15 protein-coding genes and 1 pseudogene are annotated in these 16,123 nt (G+C 39.0%); 6 read left to right on the forward strand and 10 right to left on the reverse strand.

Features of this window, described 5'->3' with window-relative positions; all coding sequences use genetic code 11:
• Positions 1-493: 493 nt before the first annotated feature.
• The 3 genes from QZ265_RS05610 to QZ265_RS05620 form a co-directional block, all read right to left on the reverse strand.
• Positions 494-826, reverse strand: a complete 333-nt coding sequence (locus tag QZ265_RS05610; RefSeq protein WP_296404224.1) for a TIGR01244 family sulfur transferase — start codon at positions 824-826, stop codon at positions 494-496.
• A gap of 114 nt (positions 827-940) precedes the next feature.
• Positions 941-1,267, reverse strand: a complete 327-nt coding sequence (locus QZ265_RS05615; RefSeq protein WP_296404226.1) for a sulfur transferase domain-containing protein — start codon at positions 1,265-1,267, stop codon at positions 941-943.
• Between the two features lie 177 nt (positions 1,268-1,444).
• Positions 1,445-3,238, reverse strand: coding sequence for a SulP family inorganic anion transporter (locus QZ265_RS05620; protein ID WP_296404228.1), 1,794 nt, complete (start codon positions 3,236-3,238; stop codon positions 1,445-1,447).
• A gap of 295 nt (positions 3,239-3,533) precedes the next feature.
• Here QZ265_RS05620 and trxA point away from each other — a divergent pair, with 295 nt between their 5' ends.
• A complete protein-coding gene (gene trxA, locus QZ265_RS05625; protein ID WP_296404230.1) occupies positions 3,534-3,983 on the forward strand; it encodes a thioredoxin in 450 nt (149 codons plus the stop codon).
• Between the two features lie 94 nt (positions 3,984-4,077).
• On the opposite strand, the gene QZ265_RS05630 is transcribed toward trxA, so the two are convergent.
• Together QZ265_RS05630 and QZ265_RS05635 are read right to left on the reverse strand one after the other, a co-directional pair.
• A complete protein-coding gene (locus QZ265_RS05630) occupies positions 4,078-5,607 on the reverse strand; it encodes an anhydro-N-acetylmuramic acid kinase (protein WP_296404232.1) in 1,530 nt (509 codons plus the stop codon).
• Between the two features lie 3 nt (positions 5,608-5,610).
• Entirely contained in the window at positions 5,611-6,516 is a 906-nt protein-coding gene (locus QZ265_RS05635; RefSeq protein ID WP_296404234.1) for a plasmid pRiA4b ORF-3 family protein, read from the reverse strand.
• A gap of 186 nt (positions 6,517-6,702) precedes the next feature.
• On the opposite strand from QZ265_RS05635, the gene tyrS reads away from it, so the two are divergent.
• The 3 genes from tyrS (at position 6,703) to QZ265_RS05650 (ending at position 8,882) form a co-directional block, all read left to right on the forward strand.
• On the forward strand, positions 6,703-7,947 hold the full coding sequence (gene tyrS / locus QZ265_RS05640; protein WP_296404236.1) for a tyrosine--tRNA ligase: 1,245 nt from the start codon (positions 6,703-6,705) through the stop codon (positions 7,945-7,947).
• A 124-nt stretch (positions 7,948-8,071) separates the two neighbouring features.
• Complete coding sequence (locus QZ265_RS05645) at positions 8,072-8,650, forward strand: GNAT family N-acetyltransferase (protein ID WP_296404238.1); 579 nt, start codon at positions 8,072-8,074, stop codon at positions 8,648-8,650.
• Positions 8,643-8,882: a DUF1653 domain-containing protein gene (locus QZ265_RS05650; protein ID WP_296404240.1), complete on the forward strand. Its 240-nt coding sequence runs from the start codon at positions 8,643-8,645 to the stop codon at positions 8,880-8,882. Before QZ265_RS05645 ends, QZ265_RS05650 begins: the two co-directional genes overlap by 8 nt.
• A gap of 6 nt (positions 8,883-8,888) precedes the next feature.
• On the opposite strand, the gene QZ265_RS05655 is transcribed toward QZ265_RS05650, so the two are convergent.
• The 5 genes and pseudogenes from QZ265_RS05655 to nadR form a co-directional block, all read right to left on the reverse strand.
• A complete protein-coding gene (locus QZ265_RS05655) occupies positions 8,889-10,106 on the reverse strand; it encodes a low temperature requirement protein A (protein ID WP_296404242.1) in 1,218 nt (405 codons plus the stop codon).
• A gap of 131 nt (positions 10,107-10,237) precedes the next feature.
• Positions 10,238-10,822 carry a YceI family protein gene (locus QZ265_RS05660; RefSeq protein ID WP_296404244.1) on the reverse strand — a complete coding sequence of 195 codons (585 nt, stop codon included), beginning with the start codon at positions 10,820-10,822 and terminating at the stop codon, positions 10,238-10,240.
• Positions 10,823-11,265: 443 nt separating this feature from the next.
• On the reverse strand, positions 11,266-11,715 hold the full coding sequence (locus tag QZ265_RS05665; protein ID WP_296404246.1) for an Mpo1-like protein: 450 nt from the start codon (positions 11,713-11,715) through the stop codon (positions 11,266-11,268).
• Positions 11,716-11,970: 255 nt separating this feature from the next.
• Complete coding sequence (pnuC, locus tag QZ265_RS05670) at positions 11,971-12,708, reverse strand: nicotinamide riboside transporter PnuC (protein ID WP_296404248.1); 738 nt, start codon at positions 12,706-12,708, stop codon at positions 11,971-11,973.
• A gap of 95 nt (positions 12,709-12,803) precedes the next feature.
• A pseudogene (gene nadR / locus QZ265_RS05675) lies at positions 12,804-13,880 on the reverse strand (multifunctional transcriptional regulator/nicotinamide-nucleotide adenylyltransferase/ribosylnicotinamide kinase NadR); the annotation flags it as partial.
• Between the two features lie 444 nt (positions 13,881-14,324).
• On the opposite strand from nadR, the gene QZ265_RS05680 reads away from it, so the two are divergent.
• Both QZ265_RS05680 and glyQ read left to right on the forward strand, forming a co-directional pair.
• A complete protein-coding gene (locus QZ265_RS05680) occupies positions 14,325-14,537 on the forward strand; it encodes a PspC domain-containing protein (RefSeq protein ID WP_296404251.1) in 213 nt (70 codons plus the stop codon).
• 551 nt (positions 14,538-15,088) lie between these two features.
• Positions 15,089-16,051 (forward strand): glycine--tRNA ligase subunit alpha, encoded by a 963-nt coding sequence (gene glyQ, locus QZ265_RS05685; protein ID WP_296404253.1) that lies wholly within the window; start codon positions 15,089-15,091, stop codon positions 16,049-16,051.
• The last annotated feature ends 72 nt before the right edge of the window (positions 16,052-16,123 follow it).

Here is a 16,123-nt window from a genome sequence, read left to right on the forward strand (position 1 = left end):
TTGCATAACAATGATTAGCGGTTGCTCACCTTTTAAATTTTGTGTCAGTCCTATATACTAAAAAACCACTCTCAGCAGCCAAAGTTAAAGAGTTTTGTTTATCCTACTAACTGCTTAACACGCCTTCGACAGACAATATCTCACCCGCTTCATCTTGATCAATCTTTCGTGTTTCCTGCAAAGCCGCCTCGCGCCATTGCATCATATATCGATTGTTGAGCATAACGTCCATATATTGTGATTAAAAGAGGAGGCTGCAAGTTGTCCATTGTTGTACTCCATGAATGTTTAGATAAGATGAATAAAATAACATCCAGTATGGAGTTATATAACTTACTTAGCAATACAGATTATGGATAACATAGACACAAACGAAAACGCCCATCCAAATTTTGGATGAGCGCTATTAAAGTGACATAAAACATTATATTGGCTAAAACTTCACATAGTACCGGCTATTAACGCTCTATAGTTTTTAAATGTATAAGCACAATTAATCATCTAACATATCACGTTGTTTAGCAGCTTCATACAAACCGTTTGAACGATTACCCGTACGGCAGAACATCAAAATAGGCTGCTCGGCTTGATTAAAATAGTCGGCAAATTCTTCAACATGTTGCATGTTTAATTCATTACCCGCAAATGAAATTTCTTTATATGCTAGGCCGGCTTCTTTTGCCGCTGCTTCAATTTCGGCACTGGTAGGCTGGTCAGTTGCTTCGCCGTCTGGACGGTTATTAATAATGGTTTTAAAGCCTTGAGCGGCCACTTCTTTTAATTGTTCTGGCGTTATTTGACCGGCAAAGCTAACTTGATGTGTCATTTTTTAGTCCTTATTTAACCTATAGAATGTCATATATTTAACTAGATAAGCAGCCATACTGCTTATAAATTGCTAAAGCTTTAATAATAGAATAACTAAATCAGTCCTTAATAACTAAAGTAGTCCTTGCATCATAGCACTTTGATACAAAAGTTTGGCACGATGACCTGAGCCACAAAACATCATAATAGGTTTTGGCATTTTATGATATTGCTCAGCAAAACGAGCCACTGTATTACAGCTTAAGCGTTCATTATCAAATGGAATATAGCAATATGCTAAGTTGGCTTCATTAGCCGCAGAGCAAAGTACCTCACTTGAAGGTTGACTCTCTACTTCATTGTCCGGACGAACATTTATAATTGATCGATATCCCATTTCAGATAATTTTGGGCATTGAAGGGGATAGATTTGCTTATAAATAGTTAGAGTATCGCTCATGGTATCAATTGGTGTCCGCTATCTTTAGTCAAGTGAATTTAATATCAGATTAGACCTGTACAAAGTTAAAGTTGGTTGGCTTACAAAGTTATCGAATGGTTTGCGTTTAACACTTTATGGCTAACCGGTTATCTCTATTGTAGATATATTTTGGGATTGCTGTAGTTCTATCTTGGATTATTCAAATTCTTTTTTCTGCACTGTTGGCAATTGATTACTATAAGGATATTCATCAGTAAGTTGAGTAATAGCTTGCATGGTGCTCAAAAATACCCGTCCTGAAAGCTCCGTGATGACAGGCGTAGATTCAATAACGTCCATAATTGGACCCTTAATAAAGCTATAGTGTAAACGCTTGCCAGAGTTCGTCAATTCACGATTCAAAGTAATGAGCATTTCTTGAGCGGTCAAATCTATATGGTTTACCGATGACATAATCAGCACCAATTCGTATGCTTTAGGATGCTGATCAAGGGCTTCTTTTATATGGATATAGACCGATTCACTGTTGCCAAAAAATAAGCTTTCATCCACTCGCATAATCAACAAATTGTCATACGTAATCACATCATGGCGATTGATATTGCGAAAGTGCTCTGTACCTATCAGTCGACCCACTACAGCAATATGGGGCTGGCTAGATTCCCAAATGAGACCAGCAAAAGAGACAATAATACCAATTACTAAACCAATATTTAGCCCGAATATAAGTACACCAATAAAGGTAGCGATAAAACAATGCGCATCCAAACGGTCGGTTTTAAGAGCGGTCTTTAAAGTATCCACATCGATTAAGCTAACAATAGAGGCCATAATCATCGCCCCCAATAGCGCATAAGGCAGCGGCGCAATAATGTCGCCCAATACCAATAAAGTAGCCACCATAATTAGTACGCTAATAAAACTGGCTAAAGGGGTCTTGGCCCCTGAGTCAACATTGATAGCGGTACGAGAAAACCCGCCCGCCACAGGGAAGCTTTGGCTAAATCCTCCGGCAATATTGGCCAGACCTAGTCCTTGAAGCTCTTTATTGGCATCGAACTTCTCGCCACGTAAGCGGGCATAGGTTTTCGACACAGAACTGCTAGAAACAAAGACAATTAATGCCATTAATGCTGCAGTCGGTAATAGAGTCGCAACTTGATTGACTGATTCAAATTTTGGCATAATAATCATGGGCAAGCCGCTTGGAATCTCACCAATAACTCGAATACCACGACTGGACCAGCCGCCCATTTGGCTTAAGACCATGGCTACTATAACTACTAGTAAAGGAAATAAACGACTGGCCCATTTAGCTTTAGAAGGCGCCAACCAAGATTGCCATAACCATTGACCAGCATAGCGGTTTAGCATAAATAAGATAAAGGTAACACTACCAATAATAAAGGTTGGCAAATGAAAGGTGTCTAGATGTTTAATGAAGGTGGTAGCGTAACCCGGTAAAGTATTACCACTTACTGCAATATTAGTTAGATACTTTACTTGGCTAACAAAAATCAGTACCGCAGCACCACTGACAAAACCTGCAGATACGCCGCGACTAATAAACTGCATGATCCAGCCAAGTTTTAGCTTGCCTGCTAACCAAAGTATACCACCCATCATTAGCGCAAGTAGGCTGGCTAGCATTATGTATTGCACACTGCCTTCTACCGCTAAATCATGTAAGCTACTGGCCGTCATAATGGCGGTAATAGCAACCGCGCCAAGGGATTGCACATTGCTAGAACCAATCCAAGCGTAGACCAACACAGGTATTATAGACGCATAAATACCATACACCGGCGGCAAGCCCGCCAATACCGCATACCCTAAGCTTTGTGGAATCACCAAAATACCAACCACTAGCCCGGCAACAATGTCAGCAGGCAAAACAGAGGTATCATAACGAGTTATCCAGTCAGGAATGAGCTTTGCAAGCCAGCGATTACCTTGAAGAGCGTTAGCTGATGTCTGTTTTTCGACCACGATAGCCTCTCACTAATGACTTTTTTATGTAGTCATATGTTATCGATTTGCGTAGATTGAGCCTATTGAAATCTTGTTATCAGTATCAATATATATAATTGTATAATATATCAGATTATCAGATTATCAGATTAAAAAGATAAAACTATAAATCTTTGATGAAATAGCCAGTACATAACTAGCTTTAAAACTTATCTTAAACATAGTGATATACGTAACAGTTATGCTAAAAAAGCTAACAACTTAAAGTATTAGCCCTTAAGGTAATAAACATAAAATTATAAGGTGTAAACTTATGACCGGATCACAATCTACCCAGCAGTCGCTTCATTTGGTTTGTCCAAATTGTGCTGCGACCAATCGAATCCCTACCGAGCGTCTAAATCAAGTACCCAAATGTGGCAAATGTCAAAACAGCTTACTAACAGCGGCGCCAGTGGTCTTAACCGACAAAACAGCTCATATAACCATTCAAAAAAATGAGGTGCTAACCATTGTAGATTTTTGGGCAAGTTGGTGTCAGCCCTGTCACATGATGGCGCCTGAGTTTGAGCAAGCGGCTAAGCAGTTGCCACAAGTGGTATTTGCCAAATTACAGACCGACCAGTTTGAACGAGCGGCAGCCCCTTATAATATTCGAAGTCTACCTACGATGGTGGCCTTCAGAGGAGGAATGGAAGTCGCCCGTCAGTCTGGCGCTTTGCCAAGTCATCATATCGTGCAGTGGGTGCAGTCTTTGAGGTAAAGGTAATTTGCGCTAGAGGTGATTTATGTATAATTTAGCTAACAGTTTTAAATTTAGATACCTGCGATTAATTTAAAGACTATCTATATTGCCTTTAAGCAAAACAAACCTGACCTAATAATACAGATTTACTAGCACCTGTCACCGCTGGCAGGTTGCCTGTTTCACCCATAATGGTTTGGCGGGCGAGCCAAGCAAATGCTATCGCTTCCACCCACGTCGGCGCAATGCCAAAATCTTCACTGGTCAATACTGTCCAATTAGGCAACCTTTCTGCTATTTGCTCGAGTAAGTACGCGTTATACGCGCCACCACCGCAAATAATCACCTCGCCCTCAGTCATATTGAGTCGTAATGCTTCAGCCTTGATAGCATCGCTTAGCGTCTGAGCAGTAAAAGCGGTTAACGTCGCTTGTACGTCTTCTGGAGACATAGACGTGCCACTTTGAGTTTTAGTTTGCGTGTCGGTTTGAGCATTGATTTGAGCATCTGTATGAGCATTGATTTGACCATTGATTTGAGCATTGATTTGAACCTTGGTTTTAACGTCGATCAGGGTCTCAGAAACCAGAGCTATTTGCTCATTTAGCCAATTTAAATGGAAATCTTCACGTCCTGTGCTTTTGGGTGTAGGTTGAGCAAAATACGGATGCGTCAATAGTTGTGCTAGTAGATCGTCATTGACCTGTCCTGACTTCGCCCATTGCCCGTTTTTATCATATAAAGGGACTGTTGACTCAAACGGCTCAGCGTTTGACTTTGCATTATCTGAGGGGGCATTTAGCGTATTTTCATGCTTTTGATACCATGCATCTAATAATATATTGGCGGGGCCCGTATCATAGCCTGTGACACTATGAGTTTGATAGGCAGGCAGTACGGTGATATTAGCGATACCACCAAGATTAACGACAATACGGTGTTTTAGAGCAGCAGCAGTGGCATTATCTGTGTCATCAGCCATTCCGAATTGTGCTAAATGAAAGGCGGGGGCGAGTGGCGCACCTTGACCACCTACTGCCATATCGCGTCGGCGAAAGTCGGTCACCACGCTAATGCCCGTACGTTCAGCGATAATATTAGGATCTACCAACTGCAAGGTGAACCCTAGATTTGGGCGATGACGGACGGTTTGTCCATGGCAGCCAATGGCTAAAATGGCTTCTGGCGTAATGCCAGATTTATCAAGTAGCTCATTCACTACGGTACTGGCAAATTCTGCATATTCACGGCTCGCCCAACCAAACCAATCAAGCTCGCTTTGTGGCTGTTGTTCTAAAATAATATTGCTGGCAGGATAGGCTAAGTTTGTCGTGACATTTGGCAAACACAGAGCCAGTAATACTTCTCGCAGATTGTCTGGGAAGTCTTTACTATGCGTGGCTATAATCTTGGTGGTGTTTGGGTGTTCCTCTTCGACAGGCAAATCAAACTGACAAATGACCGCATCCATGCCATCTAGGCTAGTACCTGACATCATGCCTATGTAGTAGCCACTATCGAAGCTCACAAAAAGAGTATCTGACAGTGCTTGTTCAATGGGTGATTCTAGGTTAAGTTTTTGGCATGAATCTTGACTTGAAGCTAATACATGTTCTTGATTAGCTACTGGCTCGTTTGCCATGTTTTATTTACTCTTTTTAGTATAAGTTACTTGAGCCAGATTATCCGCCTGAACGATGGATTGCTCAATATTTGCCAACCTAGTTTGCAAGTAATCGATAAGGTCTTTTAACAATTCATGCTCTTGTTGTAAAGTAAGGTTAGACTCGTTGCAAGATTCTAAAAACTGAATAATGGGTATGTTTTTAAGCATGGTTTTGAATTGATCGGTATTTGGCATACCCATTACCTCTAACCAACTAACGACTTTATCAATGCCATACTTATCAACAATTTTTTGCATAGCTTCTGGGCTATTGTCACTCATTGTTTGCATCAGAAATTCTAAGTCTTCGTCATCAATATCAATATCGTTAAGCTGATCTGAATCCATTAGTTCACCAAAGTCACCACTACCAAAAACAATATCCTTGATATTAATGTCATCAAAATATTCGTCCTCCTCATCATATTCCTCATATTGAGCAGGAGACTTCCCGACTTTTTTTGAAACTTTGACAAAGGCTTTTTTACTTTTGCTATCCGTAGTGATTTTTTCTACCCGAATACGGTGCCACCAGTCATCACCAAAATCAAACCAATAGTGGAACACGTCTTTTTCTTTTAATTTAGCATCTTTGATTTTGGTTGTCGCGGCATTATCAGACTCATCGCCAAATACACTCCCTTCTGAAAAGGAATAAGGATCAGCAATACTTGGCGCCTTTCTAATATCATGCATATTTTTACTGTCTTTTTTTGTTAAAAAGAAACTGTATAAATGCAGGTCATCACGGTCAAATGCATCGAAAATAGCATCATGTAGGTCTTCAAAAGTGGAATCTTCACTTATTTCAATGATACGGTGTAGTTGATTGATCGGCTGTTCATGATAGCCAAATAAAGAGACTTTTAGTTGATAAACTTTCATATGTTAACCCTTAATAAGATAATAGTATGGGTGATACACCTAAAATTGTAGTATCTGCGAAAAACGTAACAACAATAAAACACGTAATTTGTTTTTCTAGTATAATTTAAAACATGTGAATATTTAATCTTTATTCGTCACTTGGTTTAAAAAAGTTGATGAACATCTAATTTTTTGAGGTAATTTATGAGCCAATTGGCCACTAATAATAGCAATAGTAAGTTAAACAGTTTATCAATAGACGAGCAACTAGCAATTATTCAGCGCGGTACGCATGAGATTTTGTCTGAAGATGACTTAATTGCTAAGCTAAAGCTGGGTCGCCCATTAAGAATTAAAGCCGGCTTCGATCCTACTGCTCCTGACTTGCACTTAGGTCATACGGTTCTAATTAATAAATTAAAGCACTTCCAAGACTTAGGCCATGATATATATTTTTTAATTGGTGACTACACTGCCAAAATCGGCGATCCAACCGGTAAAAATACTACACGTCCACCTTTGACAGATGAACAAATTCAAAACAACGCCAAGACCTATGCTGAGCAAGTGTTTAAAATATTAGATAAAGACAAAACCAAAGTTGTGTTCAATTCAGAGTGGTTTAATAAACTCTCAGCGGGCGATATGATTGCCCTTGCCAGTCAGCAAACTGTGTCTCGTATGCTTGAACGTGATGATTTCTCAAAACGCTATGCGGCGCAAACGCCTATTTCAATCCATGAGTTTTTGTATCCATTGGTACAAGGTTATGACTCCGTGGCGTTAGAGGCAGATGTTGAGCTCGGCGGTACTGACCAGACCTTTAACTTATTGATGGGTCGTACTCTTCAAAGCCGCTACGGACAAGAGTCACAAGTATGTATAACCGTGCCTATCTTAGAGGGGCTAGATGGTGTTAACAAGATGTCAAAGTCATTGGGCAACTATGTGGCTATTTATGACACACCTGGCACCATGTATCAAAAAATCCTATCCATGCCGGACACTTTGATCCGTCGTTATTATGAATTCTTAAGCTTTAAGCCAATGCAGGAAGTAGATGCTTTAATGGCTGAAATGGAGGCAGGACGCAATCCTCAAGAGATTAAACGTATTTTGGCAGAAGAATTGATTGAGCGTTTCCACAACGCAGAAGCTGCAGCCAATGCCCATAAGTCAGCTGGTAACGTGCTTGCTGACGGTGAGTTACCAGTTGATTTACCAGAGGTGACTTTGCAGCTAGATGATGGGCAAGAAGCTTTATTTATTACTCAAATCCTAAATCAAGCAGACTTAGCCAAAAACAGTGCTTCTGCCAAAGACATGTTAAAACGTAATGCGGTGAAAGTAGACGGTGAAGAGGTAAATGCAGGCTTTAGCTTAATCTCAGGTCAGACGGTGATTATTCAAGCCGGCAAAAAGGCGTTTGCTAAAGTAACGGTTGCTTAAGTCATCGCTTTTAACCTTTTTTATTATCAATCTTGTTTGCTATTAACCAAGATTGCTATCAGCTTTGATTTTATGTTCAGCGCTTTCTTATTGACAGTACACTGTCTAAATAAATAGAACCAATATGATAAAGCCTTTAAAGCTGTCCTATAATGACATTACACTTGAGCCATTAACTATGTCTCATACTCAAGACCTAGCCCAAGCTTGCCAAGATGGGAAGCTTTGGGAAACCGTGTATACCTCTGTCCCAAGTCCTGAAACCATGACAGCTTATATTGATAAAGCTTATCATATGGAAGATAGGATCGCGTTCGCCGTTATCGATGAGACCACAGGTAAAGCTATTGGATCGACTAGCTTCTATAATATTATGCCAATGGTAAAACGGTTAGAGATTGGATACACATGGTATGCTAAATCGTATTGGCGCAGTCGCGTAAATACAACCTGCAAACTTATGCTAATGACACATGCTTTTGAAACATTAGGCTATAAAACCATAGGATTGCGAACAGATATCATCAACAAACAGTCACAACGTGCAATTGAGCGTTTGGGTCTGCTAAAAGACGGTATTATTCGCGGTGATAGAATACGTCAAGATGACACGATTACAGATTCGGTCGTCTATAGCATGACGATTGATGAATGGCCAAAGGCTAAAACCAAACTTTTAGAGAAACTTGCCAATTATGAATAAAGATCAATCTAATATAGTGCCTCAAGGTATTTACAAGCATTACAAAGGTAATCTCTATCAGGTTTTGCATAGCGCCCATCATTCTGAAACTGAAGAGGCGTTAGTCGTCTATCGCTGTCTTTATGGTGACTATAGTGTCTGGGTAAGACCCTTAGAGATGTTTATCGAAATGGTAGAGGTTGAGGGTAAACACGTACCCCGTTTTGAATTAATCAAGCGGTTAAATGATTAACCGCCGCTAATCTTTATTTGGGGATATGCTCTGAAAATATCTATGCTCACTATTAAACTTTATGATCATGCCGACAGGCGTTATTACACTAATCCATACCGCATAACCTATGGATAACCCTTGCACAACCATGATAAAACATAGTACCAATACCGCAAGTGCGATAAATAACGTCAATATACTATGCTGGGAGTTGCGACTGACGATATGACGTAAGGTCCATAACGTAATCAAAAAAACAGCAAGCTGCAACATAATTATCCCCATGGCATAAGGCATGGTCACGCCATTGTTGGTGACATTGGCTTCATTGTTTAGCGCATCTGCAACCAAGCGCATGGCACTACCAATACCTGCTAATGAGGCAAATATAAAAAAGTGACCATAGCCAAAAGCAGCTAAATCATGACGGCGGCGCTCTTCTTGCAAAATAGAATCAAAGGGGACACTAAAATACAGCCACCAAATTGCAAATAGTAACGCCACTAAAGCCGAGGCAGTAACAAGAATATCCTTTGCAACAAAAGACGGATCAATGATAAAACTTTGAATTGTTCCACTAACGCCTAATATTCCTTCACCCAATACAATAATGGTCAATAATCCATAACGCTCAGCAAGATGACCAGGATGCCAGTTGTCAAACTGATCGGCACGTGCCCAGATAGGCATCAAAAGCTCAGCGATTATAAATATTACTAGGGCAGGGGTTTGCGCGGATTTTGGTAAAAATAGCCAACTAACCCACATCGCTTGCAAGGTCAGCAGACCGATAATGCTGCGCAATGCCACTTGCTTGTGACCAGGGACATCATGATAGACTCGAAGCCATTGACTACAGCTCGCAAGCCGCATAATGGCATACCCCACCACCCCGATCCACATCAATCCTTGTTCAAAAAAACGGCTGATATTGGCGGCGATCAACAAAGAGCCGAACATTTGGAACATAACCGATATGCGGTAAGGCGTATCATCAGGATCATAGCCTGAACCAAACCAAGTAAAGCTGGTCCAAGCATTCCATAGGATAAAAAACGCCAAAGTAAAAGTGATAAAGCCTGATAAGTCATGCTCAATTAAGCGTCTATAAAACCCACTAGCTGCGGCCGAAACAGCAATGACGTAGACCAAGTCAAATAAGAGCTCAAGCGTGGTTGAAGCTCTATTGGGCTCATAAGGGTCTCTGGCTACAATTGGATTGCTAGGTAGCAAAAAGCTCATTCAATCTGTTCCAATGATTTTAGATTTGGTGTTAGTTGTAAAGAAAGTTTTACAATAATAAGTTATTGTACAAAAAAAAGGCACTACTTATTCCTATAAGTAGTGCCTTTTAAAATGTAGCTTTTTTAAGCCTATTTTTTTAAACCCGCTTCGATTTGGATGTTAAGTTTGACATCTTTCATCATACCGCCATCGGTATACTTATTGATGCCCCACTGGGTTCTATCGATAGTGGTTTCGAAATCACCACCACATACTTGGGTATTTAAAATCGGGCTTTCATAGCAATTGAAATTAGTGGCTGTTAAGGTCACTGGATGAGTTTGATCGAGTAGAGTTAAATTACCTTTAATTGCTTTAACCTTATCACCATCGAACTGCCACTGTGTTGACTTGAAATAGGCAGTTGGATATTTTTCAACATTAAAAAAGTCTGCAGATTTTAAATGCTTAGTAAATGCTTTATTGCCAGTATCTAAGTTAACAATCGGAATAGTCACGCCAACAAAGCCTTTTTTAGCTTTCTGATCAAAATCTACAATACCAGTAAGACCATAAAAACCACCTGCGTTGGTAGAAGTTCCAAAATGGTTTACAGAAAAACGAGCATTGGCATGGTTAGGATCAATTTCGTAAGTGGCTGCATTAGAAGCTACGCTTACCGTACCTAAGCTCAAAAGTAGAGCAATGCTTACAGTGTTTTTTAATAATTTCACAGTCGGTTATCCTTTAAAAAGAGCATTATCGATCAAATTTGTACAATATTAAATAGAGTAGAGCTGAAGCTTAACCCTTGTTAACTATAGACTAACTATAGGAAGTATCATCTATAGCAGGAAATAACTTCAATTAAAATTGCTTATGGTGCTATTTGCTAAACCCTGTTCTGTTTATCCTAAAATAAACATGCTATTTCATTATGATGTACTTAAATAATATAGCTAAGCCATCGAAGCAGAATATGGATAGTAAGGGGGGCTTATATATAGCAATAGATAGTTTAACAAAGTTGAATCAAGATTTGGGTAAGCGCATGACGGAAAAACAAGCTATTTAGTTGTCTTTTGGTTATGAGATTTCGATAGTAGACAAGCAAAGGAGCAGCTAAATGCTCCTTTAAACTCTTAAACTTGATATAGCTTAACCATTAACTTTTTAGTTAACTAATTGGTTTAATCTTTTTACCCATTAAAGTATTGGCTACCCAAGCTGGACCGATTAATAAAAACTGTAAGTCTTCAAGAAAAGAGGGTTTTTTACCTTCAATCTTATGACCCAAAAATTGTCCAATCCAAGCGATAACAAAAATAGCTGCCCAAGCCTTAAAGCCGAGGGGCAATAATGCGATAGCCGCGATCGTTATCAACATAAATATTCCCATTGAGATAAACAGGGGCGTAGAAAGTTTAAGATAAAATGTAGCCACAAGCATGGCTAAAACTATAGTAAACCAAGCTGCTATAGACATGCCCATTCCTAAGATGCTCACAAAAATAGTGGGCACACAAAGCCAATGAATCTTTTTGTTTATAGGGTTTTGGTGGCTGACAGCATATTCCGCCAACCATTGATCTAAGCTACGTTTTGCAGAACGTTTACGTGAGGCCATCCTAATATCCTTATTAGTGACAAAAATTTAATGAATATATTTGATTACAAGTATATTTGATTAAAAGTGCATTTGATTAAGTCAATGAATCTTACTAAGCCTAGTACATTATGGCTTAGTACATTATCGCTTAGTATATTATAAAGTCAAATGAGCTTTATCGCATAGTTTGTATTTAATATTACAGTAAGGCCTCATAAAGTAAACCACCGTCTAAAGCTAAGCAAACTTAAGCCAACATGACTTAAGTCTATACTAATTATTCTGTCCTGCACTACGTTGCCACTCATATAGACCAATGAATGAGTTAATTTGATAAACCATGGTTTGAATAGCAAAAATGTAATTGCCAGTCATTAAATTGACGATTAACCATACAAAGTTAACCATAATCCAAATCCACCAGTTAAATGAATAACGCAGGATCATGGTTGCTTGAGCCGTAATAGACAACACGAAAGCAAATACATTAATCCAATAAAAATCAATCTTGCCTAAGAATTGGCTGCCATCATTTTTAACCACGGCATAGCCTTTTTGAGCCAACCAATCATTGACGATAGGAAACAACATAAGGCCAATAGCGATAAAGGCGATAGTAACTAACCAAACCCACTTAGTGGCAGATTTGGGCAACATATTGCCCTCTGGATCAGTATTCTTTGACCAATAAAATAAGCCGTAGACATGAGTAAAGAAGTTAAACAAAGGGGCTAGCATGAGACCCACAGCACCAGAAGTGCCTTGTACCACAACCTCACCTGCAGTTGCGGCCATACCTAGACCATTTCCCATGACATTTCGGCGAAAAGATAATGACACCACGCACCCTAAGCCAATTAGGGAGACGCCCAAATAAAACCAGTCCAGTTTGGTATGTTCTGTGGTTAGCCAAAAGCCAGTGCTAAGCGCTATAACCCCAAAAATGAACCAGCCTACAATCCATTGCATTGCCCATTTTCCGGTAAGGTTATCGAGGAGTTTGATACGCATGTGAGTCCTTAATCTGAAATATCAGTAAACAGGTCTAAGTAAAAGGTTTGTTTTCAACTACGCAGCGACCAAGACCTTAAAGTATGTATGGCAGTTTATTGGTTATAAACATGCTGGTCAATATAGGCAATAGCATTTTGATACCGCTGAAAGTAATCTGGGCTAGTAATACGGTAAGTCTCGATATTATGACGCTTAAATATTTGAGTCAGTCGGTGCTCAAAACGCTCTCTAGCATTTTGACTGCCCAAAGATCGCATTCCGTCATCAACCCACGGCGTATTATTAGCTAAAAACAAAGTGTGATCGAAGCGGAACTCTTCAATACAAGCCGTGACAAAAGGATGGGTACGACCCTCGTATTCTTCACAAAAGGCCTGTGTGGTGACAAAGTCGGTATCAATAATAGTTACTGGCGACTGAGCTCGATGCAGGCTCTCTAGCATAGCTTGGGCATGATCTAACGCAATAGGGCCGTAATCACTATATTGTAACCCTACTTCGGTACCGCCTAAATCAGTACCAACATAGAGCCTACCCATCTCTAAAACCAACTTAGCGCCATAATAATTAGCAAGTTTATAGGCTAAGGTAGTTTTGCCAGAGCTTTCGCCTCCTACAATAGCTACCGTGGTGGTATAGTTGCCTCGGGCTTCAGGATGGATAATACTCCAGTTGGCAATAGGGTTGTAGTGGATAGAGGTACTGTCAAATTCAGGATGAAGCGGGGTGGTTGCCACTTTTATATTCAAGGCAGAAGTTAATGCAGGTTGTGATAAAGGATGGCCTTGTGTCACAAGCAACACATTGTCTGTATCAATGGCAAACTTATCCTCAATATAGCCAATCTTGGCGTTGTAGGCATCAATATTAATAGTGATGTCTTCGATACTGTCATAAACTGGAAATGTAAAATCGCCACAAATGTGAATTTTAATAAAAGGTAAATCTCTGCAAGCCATTTGAAGCCATCGCGCTTTATCTTGAAGTGTTACCGGAAATCTAGGGTTCGGATTTGGATGTTGAGTAATAACAATGTGTAATACCTCAACCAAAGATGAAGCATGCAAAATACTACGGATATGACCTAAATGAAGGGGTTCAAAGTGGCCGATCATCAACCCTGATTTTTGCATATGACAATCCTTAATGTTGCAGTTCACAAAACTGAATAGTAAGTCTACTTTATGGTAATTTTAAAGTGGATAAATTTGTTTATATAATGTAATGCTTAACAAAAAATGAGTTCGTAAAAATAAATTAAAACTCTTTAATATCAACAACAACAATGTCTTTCAATAAAAAAAATTTCTTTAATTATTTTTATAATTAATATTTGTCCTATATTTGATTAATGCTTGATTACATATATTGACATTAAGCTATTTAATATTATAAATGCTAAGGCTTTTCCCTTAACTAGTTACAAAGGTTAGGTAAAGCTATAACAGCTAAATTCTTAAAATTGTCTATAATAATATTAAGTTGAGTAATCGGTAGTTTAAGCGCTATATAGATTGTATGTTATAAAAAATTAATAGAATAACATAATCCAATTAAGGTCTAATAAAGTTTCTATTTAAAATATTATAATTTTAAAAAGGGGAGGTTTTTTAATGGCAAAATTAAAGAAACTACATCGCTCACGTAATCATCATATGATTGCTGGTGTTATGGGAGGCGTAGCAGAATATTTTGGTTGGTCTCCTACTATGACTCGTATATTATTTGTTATTATTTCGAGTGTTAGTGCTGCAGTGCCAGGCATTTTGATTTATTTAATTCTTTGGTTAATTATGCCCAAAGCTAATGAATCATCTTATGCTTAAGTTGTTTTAGCTTAATTACTTAGGTTAGTTACTTGGCTTAGTTAAATAGCTTGGAAAATATAGCAATTTATTAACTATTCTAGTTTATTTAGCCAGCCTAGATGCATAGCTAAATCGTAATATCCTGATACATTATTACACCCCCAGACATTATAAAAAAATATATAATAATCAAGTTACAAGTCGAATGATTCATATTAAATGCTTTGAGTAAATAGTTATTTATAAAGTTCATTTTAATTTGATTTATTATTTTATGACTAATAAATTTTTGATTAACTGTTTTATTGACTATAAATATAATAAGAGTAGTGGTCACCAGTAGACCATAACAGTATATGTTTCCTCCTGCCTAGATGGGTCACCATCTAGGTATTTTTTTGTCTAAATTTGCATCAATTCAGCTTACAATATAGATAAAATAGCTTTTTTTTAGTAAGGTGAGCACAATATGGTTAACCCTTCAAATTTTTGATCTTTAGCAGTCCTATTTGATTGTCTTGTTTCTACCAAATCGATGGGTTTAATCCAAATTTAATAACTTAATCAAAATAAAACGTGGCGACATTATGACTTTTCAACAACTGATACTGACTTTGCAGACTTATTGGGCAGAAAAAGGCTGTGTGGTTTTGCAGCCTTACGACATGGAAGTAGGCGCAGGCACGTTCCATACGGCAACATTCTTACGATCATTGGGCCCTGAGGTGTGGAATGCGGCATATGTGCAGCCTTCACGTCGTCCAACCGACGGTCGTTATGGCAATAATCCAAATCGCTTGCAACACTATTATCAGTTCCAAGTCGTTATGAAGCCAAACCCGCCAAACATTCAAGAGCTGTACTTAGGCTCGCTCAAAGCGATCGGTATTGATACTTTAACCCACGACGTTCGCTTTGTTGAAGACAACTGGGAGTCACCTACTTTGGGTGCTTGGGGTCTAGGCTGGGAGGTCTGGTTAAATGGAATGGAAGTGACACAGTTTACTTATTTCCAGCAAGTAGGTGGTCTTGAATGCTTCCCAGTTACAGGTGAAATTACCTATGGTCTTGAGCGTTTGGCTATGTATATTCAGGGCGTAGATAGTGTTTATGACTTGGTATGGACAGACGGTGAGTTCGGAAAAGTTACCTATGGCGATGTGTTCCATCAAAACGAAGTAGAGCAGTCGACCTATAACTTTGAATACGCTGATGTGCCAAAAATGTTTGAGCTGTTTGATTTTTATGAGCAGCAAGCGGATAAATTGGTAGCTGCAGATTTGCCATTACCGGCTTATGAAATGGTCTTAAAAGCGTCGCATACCTTTAACTTATTGGACGCGCGCGGTGCTATCTCAGTGACTGAACGTCAACGCTTTATCTTAAGAGTACGTACTTTAGCTCGCAAAGTGGCTCAAAGCTATGTTGAAGTGCGCGCTAAATTAGGCTTTCCTTTGGCAGCTGAAGCACATCGTGAAGAAGCCTTAAAAAAATACATGCCAAAAGATGAAAGCACGGCGGATGATAAATAAGACTAATAGTTAAAATGCCGAGTAGTTAAAATATTGTACAGTTAAAATGCCGAGTAGTTAAAGTATTGCATA

The sequence above is a fragment of the Psychrobacter sp. genome (genome assembly GCF_018260395.1).
GTDB lineage: Bacteria > Pseudomonadota > Gammaproteobacteria > Pseudomonadales > Moraxellaceae > Psychrobacter.

Excerpts from the sequence above, each read along its gene's own strand:
- QZ265_RS05610 (WP_296404224.1), bottom strand. The coding sequence starts at position 826 with ATGACACATCAAGTTAGCTTTGCCGGTCAAATAACGCCAGAACAATTA.
- QZ265_RS05615 (WP_296404226.1), bottom strand. The coding sequence starts at position 1,267 with ATGAGCGATACTCTAACTATTTATAAGCAAATCTATCCCCTTCAATGC.
- trxA (WP_296404230.1), top strand. The coding sequence starts at position 3,534 with ATGACCGGATCACAATCTACCCAGCAGTCGCTTCATTTGGTTTGTCCA.
- QZ265_RS05630 (WP_296404232.1), bottom strand. The coding sequence starts at position 5,607 with ATGGCAAACGAGCCAGTAGCTAATCAAGAACATGTATTAGCTTCAAGT.
- QZ265_RS05635 (WP_296404234.1), bottom strand. The coding sequence starts at position 6,516 with ATGAAAGTTTATCAACTAAAAGTCTCTTTATTTGGCTATCATGAACAG.
- tyrS (WP_296404236.1), top strand. The coding sequence starts at position 6,703 with ATGAGCCAATTGGCCACTAATAATAGCAATAGTAAGTTAAACAGTTTA.
- QZ265_RS05645 (WP_296404238.1), top strand. The coding sequence starts at position 8,072 with ATGATAAAGCCTTTAAAGCTGTCCTATAATGACATTACACTTGAGCCA.
- QZ265_RS05650 (WP_296404240.1), top strand. The coding sequence starts at position 8,643 with ATGAATAAAGATCAATCTAATATAGTGCCTCAAGGTATTTACAAGCAT.
- QZ265_RS05655 (WP_296404242.1), bottom strand. The coding sequence starts at position 10,106 with ATGAGCTTTTTGCTACCTAGCAATCCAATTGTAGCCAGAGACCCTTAT.
- QZ265_RS05665 (WP_296404246.1), bottom strand. The coding sequence starts at position 11,715 with ATGGCCTCACGTAAACGTTCTGCAAAACGTAGCTTAGATCAATGGTTG.
- pnuC (WP_296404248.1), bottom strand. The coding sequence starts at position 12,708 with ATGCGTATCAAACTCCTCGATAACCTTACCGGAAAATGGGCAATGCAA.
- QZ265_RS05680 (WP_296404251.1), top strand. The coding sequence starts at position 14,325 with ATGGCAAAATTAAAGAAACTACATCGCTCACGTAATCATCATATGATT.